Annotated in this window: 9 protein-coding genes; 5 read left to right on the forward strand and 4 right to left on the reverse strand. The window is 66.7% G+C overall.

Annotated elements, in window-relative coordinates; genetic code table 11:
* The 3 genes from F817_RS0101915 to msrB all read right to left on the reverse strand — a co-directional run.
* On the reverse strand, positions 1-1026 hold a 1026-nt coding region (locus F817_RS0101915; RefSeq protein WP_024326058.1), incomplete at its 3' end, for an IS481 family transposase.
* 379 nt (positions 1027-1405) lie between these two features.
* Positions 1406-2605, reverse strand: coding sequence for an MFS transporter (locus F817_RS0101920; protein ID WP_024326059.1), 1200 nt, complete (start codon positions 2603-2605; stop codon positions 1406-1408).
* 54 nt (positions 2606-2659) lie between these two features.
* On the reverse strand, positions 2660-3058 hold the full coding sequence (gene msrB / locus F817_RS0101925) for a peptide-methionine (R)-S-oxide reductase MsrB (RefSeq protein WP_024326060.1): 399 nt from the start codon (positions 3056-3058) through the stop codon (positions 2660-2662).
* A gap of 116 nt (positions 3059-3174) precedes the next feature.
* Here msrB and F817_RS0101930 point away from each other — a divergent pair, with 116 nt between their 5' ends.
* The 3 genes from F817_RS0101930 to F817_RS0101940 all read left to right on the forward strand — a co-directional run bounded on the left by F817_RS0101930 (position 3175) and on the right by F817_RS0101940 (position 7895).
* Positions 3175-4257 (forward strand): EAL domain-containing protein, encoded by a 1083-nt coding sequence (locus tag F817_RS0101930; protein ID WP_024326061.1) that lies wholly within the window; start codon positions 3175-3177, stop codon positions 4255-4257.
* A gap of 66 nt (positions 4258-4323) precedes the next feature.
* The gene (locus F817_RS0101935) at positions 4324-5721 is read left to right on the forward strand and encodes a glycoside hydrolase 100 family protein (RefSeq protein ID WP_024326062.1); all 1398 of its coding nucleotides are present in this window, start codon (positions 4324-4326) and stop codon (positions 5719-5721) included.
* Positions 5718-7895, forward strand: coding sequence for an HAD-IIB family hydrolase (locus F817_RS0101940; RefSeq protein WP_024326063.1), 2178 nt, complete (start codon positions 5718-5720; stop codon positions 7893-7895). The genes F817_RS0101935 and F817_RS0101940 overlap by 4 nt, the downstream gene beginning before the upstream one ends.
* Positions 7896-8135: 240 nt before the next feature.
* Here the strand turns inward: F817_RS0101940 and F817_RS0101945 are convergent, their stop codons facing one another.
* The gene (locus F817_RS0101945; protein WP_024326064.1) at positions 8136-8897 is read right to left on the reverse strand and encodes a sulfite exporter TauE/SafE family protein; all 762 of its coding nucleotides are present in this window, start codon (positions 8895-8897) and stop codon (positions 8136-8138) included.
* Between F817_RS0101945 and F817_RS0101950 the strand changes: the two genes are divergently transcribed.
* Both F817_RS0101950 and F817_RS14805 read left to right on the forward strand, forming a co-directional pair.
* Positions 8890-9552: a DUF4124 domain-containing protein gene (locus F817_RS0101950; protein WP_196801201.1), complete on the forward strand. Its 663-nt coding sequence runs from the start codon at positions 8890-8892 to the stop codon at positions 9550-9552. The genes F817_RS0101945 and F817_RS0101950 overlap by 8 nt on opposite strands.
* Positions 9553-9983: 431 nt before the next feature.
* A partial coding sequence (locus F817_RS14805; protein WP_024325716.1) for a helix-turn-helix domain-containing protein occupies positions 9984-10426 on the forward strand: 443 nt, incomplete at its 3' end.

A 10426-nucleotide genomic window follows, 5' to 3' on the forward strand; every position in this document is an offset into this window, starting at 1 on the left:
CAGCGGGCCGGGGTCGCGGCAGTCGGGCGTGTTTCTTGGGTACTTGTCAGGTCTCGGCTGGTTATAAACGCGTTTTCGAAAGCAGTCGGGGTGGGTTTGCTGCCACGCCTTGAGGGCTGCTACGGGCGTTCGGTGGCCCAGGGCCTTTTGCTGGATGGCGTGGTTGTACAGGTACAGGTAGTGGTACAGGGCGTCCTGCATCTGCTCGCTGGAGTCGATGTGGTAGGTGCGCAGAAGATCGGCAATGCGCCCGTTGAAGCGCTCGACCATCCCGTTCGTCTGGGGTTTTCTGGGCGGGGTCAGGCGGTGCTGGATGCCGTGGTCGGTGCACAGCCGGTCGAATGGGTGACGGCCCGTCGGTTGGCGCTCTCCGGTGACCACAAAACGGTCGGTGAACTCCTTGCCGTTGTCGGTCAGTACATGCGTGATGTAGAACGGTGCCCGATCCAGCAGCCGCTTCAGAAAGTCGCGCGCGGCCGCCCCGGACTTGGATGAACGAACCTCGAGGTCGACCCAGCGGGTCGCTCGATCGATGGCCACGAACAGATAGCGACGCGAGGACTCTTCAGCCAGCTTCGGCAGGTACTTCACGTCCACATGCACAAAGCCTGGGGCATACGCCTTGAAGGCCTTTCGGGGTGACGCGAGTTCCCCCTCGGCCTGCTGCCGCAGCGCCTTCAGGCTGGCCACGCCGTGGCGGCGCAGGCAGCGGTCCAGGGCGGCGCGGCTCAGGTCCGGCTGCACGAACTCGCGGGCCACAACCAGCAGATCATCCAGCGACAGCCACAGCCACTCGCGTACCGCGATGAGGATGGCTTCCTCTCCGGGCGTCAGGGCCGTGTTCATCCGGTGCGGGCGGTGAGACCGGTCCTGGGTGTCTTCCCGGTGGCGCCACTTCATCACCGTATGGCGACTGATGCCCAGGCGGCGTGCCAGGTCCCGGTGACGGACCGACGGCGGTGCTTGCTGGATCTCGCGCCGGGTCCGTGGGGTGGTACGGGCGTTCACGTGAATCGCACTGGGCATCGAATCACCTCCGGTGGGGTTCTGCCAACAGGGTAGTCAGCCACTCCCGAGCTCGAAACAGCGGCTCCTTCTCCGACGGTAGGTAACCACCTGAGACCTGACAGGTACTTCTTTGCACGAGCAAAGAAGTACCTCGCGGCGCGCTGGCGAGTCAGCGCCTGGCACGTGGTCAGACGAAGGCACGTAAACACCAGGTGCCAAACCATGACCAGCCACAGCAAGGCAGGTGGCCGGTCGAAAGTACGTAAACACCGATGACGAACCATGGCCAGCCACAACATGGCAGGTGGCAGACCGAAGCCACCGTAAACACCCAATGATGCCCCATGATCGCGGACCGCACGGCGGGAGGCCGAGCGTGGCCGGCGGAAATGGGGCGTCAGGCGCGCGCCGGGGCGCGGGCGTCGTCGCGCCAGAGCCAGAGGATGGCGACCGTCAGCACTGCGATCACCGGCAGCATCGCCAGGTTCAGCCCATCCCAGCCCAGTGGGCGCAGCAGCGCCCCCGCCAGCAGCGAACCGGCGGTGACCAGCGCGAACACCGTCAGGTCGTTCAGGCCCTGGACCTTGCCCTTCTCGCCCGCTGTGTGCGTCGTCGTGAGCAGCGTGCTGCCACCGATGAACAGGAAATTCCAGCCCACCCCCAGCAGAAACAGCGCCAGCCAGAAGTGCGCCAGGGTCTCGCCGTGGGCAGCGATGGCCACGCTGAACAGTACCAGGGCGTTGCCCAGCGCGAGGATGCGCGTGAGCCCGAGGCGTGTGATCAGGTGTCCGGTGACGAAGGAGGGTGCGAACATCCCCAGCACGTGCCATTGCATCACCAGGGCAACCTGGCCCATGTCGAAGCCGGCCTGGCGCATGGCCAGCGGGGTCGCGGTCATCAGCAGGATCATCACGGCGTAGCCCAGAGCGGCCGTCGTCAGCGCGACGACGAAGCGGCCCCGGGGCATGATTTCGCGCAGGGGACGGGATACGGCTCGTTCCGCTACCGGGGGTGTCGGTACGCGCAGCCAGGCCAGCAGCAGCATGGCCAGCAGGGCCAGTGCTCCGAGCAGCAGGTAGGGCCCGGCCTCGGGCGTGCCCGGCAGCAGCGCCTGCGCATGGTGGGCGTTCCAGGGGCCGAGGAAGGCCGCGGCCACGCCCCCGGCCATAACCAGGGAGATGGCGCGCGGGCGGAAGGCGTCGCTGGCGACATCCGCCGCGGCGAAACGGTAGTACATGGCGAAAGCCTGGTAGACGCCCAGCAGGAGGTTGCCGACCACGAACACCCAGAACGCTTCGGCAAACACCCCGGCGGCGGCAATGGTGGCCCCGCCGAAGCCCCCGATGCCGGCCCCCAGGAGAAAGCCCGTGCGCCGTCCGAAGCGCTTCATGAATAACGAGGCCGGCAGGGTGGTCACCAGGGTTCCGATCATCATGGCGGCGACCGGCAGGGTGGCCAGCGAGGGATCGCTCGCCAGGCGGTCCCCGACCACGCCGCTCAGGGTCATCACGGTCACCGCGGCGATCAGGAACAGGGCCTGGCCGAGCGCAAGGATCAGGACGTTCGCGCGCTCGCGCGGGGTGGTCGGGCCGGACATGGGATTCCCTTCCAGGTTATGCCGGGCCGTCTTGGCCCGGGCGGGACGGTTGCGTCAGTCGCGTGGATGAAAGTCGAGGACCGCGGAATTGATGCAATAGCGCAGGCCGGTGGGTGCCGGCCCGTCGGGAAAGACGTGCCCCAGGTGCGAGTCGCAGCGCGCACAGCGCACCTCGGTGCGCTCCATGCCCAGCGAACGGTCGCGGTGTTCGTCCACGGCGTCCTCGCTTGCGGGGGCGGTGTAGCTGGGCCAGCCGCTGCCGGAGTCGAACTTGGCCGTGGCGTCGAACAACGGTGCGCCGCAGGCGACGCAGTGATAGGTGCCATCGGCCTTGTGATCGTTGTAGGCGCCGGTGAACGGCCGCTCGGTTCCGCCTTCGCGGGCGATGCGGTACTGTTCCGGCGTGAGGCGTTCGCGCAGTTCGGCGTCCGTCGGGCGATCGGTTTGACTCATGCAACCTCCGGGTCGATAGGATTGTCTTTCAACACGTGGTGGTCATGGTGATACGACCCGCAGGAGGCTACGGGGTTCGCGCCGTCCGACCGCTGACAAGACCGCTGGAGGTGGTCGTGGGTTGTCCCGATTGCGAACGTATTGACCTGCTGCCGACGGCGTCTGGCACTCTTTATCTGGCGCCAGTTCTCGCGCACACCCGCGCGGCCCTGCGTCAGCGCATGGTAGACGAACGGTTGCCCTGTGCCGAGCCGACCGCCGGCATCCTGGCCCTGCCGGTCAAGGGGGCCGGCGGGCTGGGCGAGATGCTGGTGCGGCTGGAGCAGGCCCTGAGCAGTTCGGAGCAGGCCGGCTGTCGTGCCACCTTCGTGCCCCAGGGCGAGGATTTCGGCCTCGGGCATCTGCAGGACACCCACCTGCTGTCCACGCTGATTGCCCGACACAACGCCCGTGATCTCTCGGCGATCCTGGCCAATGATGCCCTGGAATTTCACTTCCAGCCGATCGTGCATGCCGCGAACCCCACCGAGGTGTTTGCCTACGAGGCCCTGGTACGGGCGGCCACGCCGGCGGGTGACCCCATCCCGCCACAGGAGCTGTTCAAGACGGCGCGCAACGCCGAGTTGCTGTTTCACCTGGATCGTTCCGCGCGGATCAACGCAATTCGCCGCGCCAGCGAACGCGGGGTTGGCAGCCGGCTGTTCATCAACTTCAACCCCACCGCGATCTACGACCCGGCCTTCTGTCTGGAGACCACGGTGCGCGAGATCATGTCGCGTCCGGCGGGTCGCGTCGGCCCCAGCGGCTTCGTGTTCGAGGTCATCGAGAGCGATCAGGTCACGGACATCGAGCACCTGTCACGGATCGTGGACCGCTACCGGCGGGCCGGATTCCAGGTCGCACTCGACGATCTGGGGGCCGGCTACGCGTCCTTGAACATGCTGTCGCAGTTGCGCCCGGATTTCGTGAAGATCGACCGCGAACTGGTCAGCGGCATCGACGGCGATGTCTACCAGCAGAAGATCCTCGACAAGATCGTCGAGCTCGCCCGCGATCTGGGTGTTCATGTGGTGGCCGAGGGGATCGAGACGGCCGACGAGTGGCGCTGGTTGAAGGACCGGGTCGACTATTGCCAGGGCTACCTGTTTGCCCGGCCGGCGGCCGAACCACCCATGCCCCGGCACCCGGAGTCCGTCTGATCATCGCGTCGTGGACGCATCCGCGGCGCGTGCACATCGGTCCCGCTTTCCATAGACTCGGGCATTATGAATCAGCTCCCGCCCGACGCCCGCAATCCGACGCTCGAATCCGCCTACCAGCTGCTGCGCGATGCCGAGGTGCGCTACCGCGGGCGCACGGTCGGCACCGTGGCCAGCCTGGACGAGCGGGCGCCGGCGGAGAACTATGCCGACTGCTTCATCCGTGACTTCGTGCCCTCCGGGCTGGTCTATCTGCTGAACGACGAGCCCGAGGTGGTGCGCGACTTCCTCGCGCTGATCCTGCAGATCCGCGACACCCAGGAAGAGATCGAGGGCCACCGCCGCCTGCCGCGGGTGATGCCGGCGAGCTTCCGCGTGTTCACCGACGAGAACGGCCGCGAGTCCCTGGCCGCGGATTTCGGGGACCGCGCGATCGGGCGCGTGGCCCCGGTGGACTCGATGATGTGGTGGGTGCTGCTGCTGCGCGCCTACCAGAACCGCACGGGGGACCACGACTTCATTAAGAGCCCGGATGTACAGCGCGGCATCCGCTTGATCCTGAGCATCTGCCTGCAGGACCGCTTCGAGGTCTTCCCGACCCTGCTGGTCCCGGACGGCAGCTTCATGATCGACCGGCGCATGGGGGTGTTCGGCCACCCGCTGGAGATCCAGGCCCTGTTCTACGGGATGCTGAAGGCCTCGCTGGCCATGCTCGAGCCCTGTGACAAGGACTCGGAATTGCTGTGCGAGCAGTCCGCCATCCGTACCCGGCAGCTGTCCGATTACATCCGCAACTACTACTGGCTGGATCTCGAACGCCTGAACGACATCCATCGCTACCGCACCGAGCACTTCGGCCACGAGTCCGAGAACGCGCTGAACATCTACCCCGAGAGCATCCCCGACTGGCTGGTGGACTGGATCCCCTCCGAGAGCGGCTACCTGGTCGGCAACCTCGGGCCGGGGCGCATGGACTTTCGCTTCTTCAGCTTCGGCAACCTGCTGGCGGTCCTGTTCGGGCTGGCCGACGAGCACCAGTCGCGCTCGATCATGCAGACCTTCGAGCAGCGCTTCGAGGACCTGATCGGGACCATGCCGGTGAAGATTTGTTACCCGGCCATGGTCGGCGAGGAATGGCGCCTGCTGACCGGCTCGGACCCGAAGAACACCCCGTGGTCGTACCACAATGGCGGTAACTGGCCCGCGCTGCTGTGGGCGTTCACCGGGGCCGCCATGCGGGTCGGACGGCCGGACCTGGCGCGCAGCGTGCACGCCGTGGCCGCCGAGCGGCTCCACCGCGACCACTGGCCGGAGTACTACGATGGTCGCCACGGACGTCTGGTCGGGCGGCGGGCCAACTATCGCCAGACCTGGTCGGCGACCGCCGTGCTGGTCTCGCAGGGCCTGATCGACAATCCCGAGACCCTGAGCCTGTTCGACAGCCCCGAGCCCGAGGTGCCATGAAAAAGACCCAGAGCAAGTCACGCGCCGGCGAAGGCCTCTATCTCGTCCTGATCAGCGTCCACGGCCTGATCCGGGGGCGGGAACTGGAGCTGGGGCGCGATGCCGACACCGGCGGGCAGACGCTCTACGTGGTCGAACTGGCCCGGGCCCTGGCACGCCACCCGCAGGTGGGCCGGGTGGACCTCCTGACCCGGCGCGTGGTCGACAGCAAGGTAGCCGACGACTATGCCGAGCCGGAAGAGGATCTCGGTGACGGTGCCCATATCGTGCGCCTGGACTGCGGCCCGCGGCGCTATTTGCGCAAGGAGAAGCTCTGGCCCTACCTCGACTGTTTCGCCGACAACGCCCTGGGGCATATTCGCCGCGTGGGCCTGCGCCCGGACGTGATCCACGGGCATTACGCCGACGCCGGGCATGTCGCAGCGCAGCTCTCGAATCTCCTCGGCGCGCCGATGCTGCAGACCGGCCACTCCCTCGGGCGGGTCAAGCGCGAACGGCTGCGTGAGAGCGGCATGTCGGATGCCGATATCGAGGCGCGCTACAACATCTCCACCCGGATACATGCGGAGGAGGAGGCCCTGGCGCATGCGCACCGCGTGATCGCCAGCACCCGCCAGGAGATTGGCGAGCAGTACGCCACCTACGACAACTACCAGCCGGAACGCATGGAGGTGATCCCGCCGGGCACCGACCTGGCGCGCTTTCATCCGCCGAAGCGCGGCGATCGCAAGCCGGCGATCTGGCCCGAGATCCGCCGTTTCCTGCGCCACCCCGAGCGTCCCCTGATCATGGCGCTGTCGCGCGCCGACGAGCGCAAGAACATCCGTGCGCTGGTCGAGGCCTACGCCGGGAATGACTGGCTGCGCGAGAATGCCAACCTCCTGATCGTTGCTGGCAACCGCGACAACATCGCCGACCTGGACAAGGGCGCGCGCGACGTCCTGACCGATCTGCTGCTGCGCATCGACCGGCACGACCTCTACGGCCAGGTGGCCTATCCCAAGCACCACGACTGTGAGGACGTGCCCGATCTCTATCGCCTGGTCGCGTCCAGCAAGGGTGTGTTCGTCAATCCGGCGCTGACCGAACCCTTCGGGTTGACCCTGATCGAGGCGGCCGCCAGCGGCGCCCCGATCGTGGCCACCAACGACGGCGGGCCGGAGGAGATCATCTCGCGCTGTCACAATGGCCAGCTCGTCGATCCGCTGGATCCGGAGGGCATTGCCGACGCGATCCAGGGCATCCTGGCGGATCGGCCGCGCTGGCAGCGTTACTCGCGCGCTGGGCTCAAGGGCGTGCGGCAACACTATTCGTGGGATGGCCATGCCGAAAAATACGTGAAGCTGGTGAAGTCGTTGACCCGCGAGGTGCGCCAGGCGCGCCATCACGAACGCCGGGTCTCAGGCCATCTGGCGCAGATGGACCGCGCCGTGATCACGGACATCGACAACACCCTGCTGGGCGACGACAAGGCCACCCGCGCCTTCGTCGCCTGGCTCAAGCGCAACCGCAAGCGGGTCGCCTTCGGGGTGGCCACCGGACGGCGTATCGACTCCGCCGCGGCGATTCTCGAGAAACATGGCGTGCCCACGCCGGATGTTTGGATCACCTCGGTCGGAAGCGAGATCCACTACGGCACCAAGCAGACCGAGGACCGCGGCTGGGCGCGGCATATCAGCCATCGCTGGGAACCGGACCGGCTGCGCGAATGCCTGGAGCAGGAGAAGAACCTGGTCCTGCAGCCAGACGTGGACCAGCGCGCGTTCAAGGTCAGCTTCTTCGTCGAGCCGCCCGGGAGCCTGGACGCGGAGACGGTGGAGACCCGGCTGTACCGCGAGGACCTGCACGCCCGGGTGATCTACTCGCACGACCGCTTCCTGGACCTGCTGCCGGTACGGGCGTCCAAGGGGCTGGCGGTGCGCTACCTGTCCGACAAGTGGGGCATTCCGCTGGAGCACGTGCTGGTCGCCGGCGACTCCGGCAATGACGAGGACATGCTGCGCGGGCGTCTGCTCGGTGTCGTGGTCGGGAATCACCAGCCCGAGCTGGAGAGCCTGCGTGGATTTCAGCGTATCTTCTTCGCCGGGGCTACCCACGCCCGCGGCCTCCTCGAGGGGATCGAGCACTTCGATCTGCTCAATCGCTGCGAAAGCCCCGACGACACCGACGAATAGGCTGGTCTTGTTACGGCGATCACGACAAGGAAACAGATCAAGGTCAAGAGCGGTTAACAGGAAGGTTGGAAGATCGGAAGGAAAAATCGGTGTAAAAAAATGGTGGCCGTCTCGGCGCTGCCAATGGCGGTGTACTTGCCCTGTTGTTGCCCTTGAATCTAAGAACCGTCTTTAGGGCCCTCTTCCTGTCCAGCTCTTTTTTGTGTCCGTCGTGGTGGATTGCCGCAGCGGGGCGGGACGTCAGGGTACAGGCAGGAGCAGGGCGATGCCGGTGAGGACGGTGACCCCTTCGAAGGCGCGCTTCACCAGGCGGTTGCCGTAGCGCTGGGCGGCCCAGGCCCCTAGGTAGCCGCCGACAAAGCTCCCCACCAGCAAGGCCGGCAGCCAGTCCCACTGCACGGTACCCAGGGTCCCCAGCATCAGCGCCCCCGCGCCGTTCCAGACCAGCCCCACCAGCACCATGGTGTAGGCCACTGCCTGGGTGTAGCTCATGCCGTACCAGCGCACCAACCACAGGGTGACCATCAAACCGGTGCCCGAGGCCAGCGAGCCGTTCAGGACCCCGATCAGGAACAAACCGCCGGCCCCGATCAGGGCGTGGCCCCACGAAAACCCGACCTCGCGCACGACCTGGCCCAGCTGCGGACGGCGCCAGGAGTACCAGCCGAGGCCGATGGTCAGCAGTCCCAGGGCGACTTCACCGGCCCGCGGAGGGATGCCCAGAACCACCCAGGCACCGATTAGCACCCCAGGCAGACCGGCCAGCAGGATAATGCCTAGGCGCGCAGGCTCGAATGTGCTTTTCTTGAGGTGGCGCAAGCCGGCGCCGGCGCCCAGGGCGACGGAGGCGATCTTGTGGGTTGCCAGCGCCACGGGGTAGGGAAGGCCCAGAAAAATCAGGGCGGGCAGCTGCAACAGGCCCGCCCCGCCACCGGCCAGAGCGGAGAAGCCGTTGGCAATGATGGCGATGAAGACGAGTCCGAGGTGTTCGAGAATGGTCATTTGGGGTGTGTGCAACCGAAAGCTGTCAGGACTTGTGTGCTTGGCGGTGGCCGGGGCGGTGCTGCTGGGGCTGGCCGTCCCGGCGCAGGCCGAGATCTACCGCTGGGTAGATGATGACGGGACCGTACACTACTCCAGTACCCCGCAGCCCGAGACCAGCCAGCGCGAACGCCGGATCTACGACTCCGAGGGCCGCATGCGCGAGATCCTGCCGGCACCGGTGAGTGCCGAGGAGCGGGCGCAGGCCGCGGCCGAGCGCGAGCAGGCGGAACGCGCCCTGGAGGCGACCCAGCGTGCGCGCCAGGACCGGGCCGAGCGCGAGACCCAGCTGCGCCGGGCCTATGCCTCGCTGGACGAGATCGAGGAATTGCGCGAACGACGCGAGCGTTCGATCGGCGGCAACATCCAGCGTAGCGAGGCCCAGGAAAAGACCCTTCTGCGCGAGCGCGAGCGCATCCGGCGGCAGCTGGACGGCGCCAACGAGGACTCCCGGCTGGCGGACCGCTACCGCGCGGAACTGGAAGAGCTGGATGCCCGCATTGCCCGTGAACGCCAGTACCGCCGCGGCCAGCGCGATCGGTTGTCGGCGATCCACGAACGCCTGGACCTCGACCGTCGCGACTTCCAGCAACTGGTGCTGAACGGAAGCCGCTAGGGAGACGCTGATCTAATCGCGCGTCCGCGCTCGAGTCGCTTTTGCGTGCGAACAAGGCGCGGTGACTGCCGTGCAGTCATTCTGCACAAGGGAGCCGCAACGCCGTTCCCACGCCCGTTGTTATCAAAAACGGCCGGCCGAGCCCCTGCTTTCAATGGCTTGTGGGGTTGGTGCCCCCTGTTTCCCGATCCTGCGTTCCGCCGCTTGCGAGTAGAACCACTACCCGCTGCACGACGTGCCTTGTCTCGGAAAACAGGGGGCACCAACGCGGACGTGCGATTAAATCAGCGTCTCCCTAGCTGTGATCTCTCAATAGGTTGTCCACGGGGCGATTCCGAAGGATGCTGAGTTTGCCGACTGAGCCATTCCAAGGAGGACGCCCCGTGAACCTTCATCAAAATGCCTTAATGGGACCCCGTGGTCGAGAGCGGATGGTCCGCTTGGTGATCGACCATGGACTGAGCCTTCGGGCCACGGCCCGGGGGTTTGGCGTGGATCCGAAGACCGTGCAGCGCTGGGTCCAGCGGTTCCAGGAGGCGGGCCGTGCGGGCCTTGTGGACCGCTCGTCCCGGCCCCGGAAGCAGACCCGCCGAACCCCTCGACGGATCCAGCGGCAGGTCGTCGCCTTGCGCCGGCAGCGCTGGACCATGGATCGGATCGCCGCCTTCACGGGGATCTCGAGGGCCAGCGTCAGCCGGATCCTGCGGCGTGAGGGACTGAACCGCCTGAGTGCGCTGGAGCCCGTCGAGCCACCCCGGCGCTACGAGCACGAACACCCCGGTGATCTGCTCCACCTCGACATCAAGAAACTGGCGCGCTTCCGTCACCCGGGGCACCGCGTGACCGGGGTTCGCGCCAAGGACTCCATCGGGGC

Source organism: Thioalkalivibrio sp. AKL19, from assembly GCF_000420165.1.
Lineage (GTDB): Bacteria > Pseudomonadota > Gammaproteobacteria > Ectothiorhodospirales > Ectothiorhodospiraceae > Thioalkalivibrio.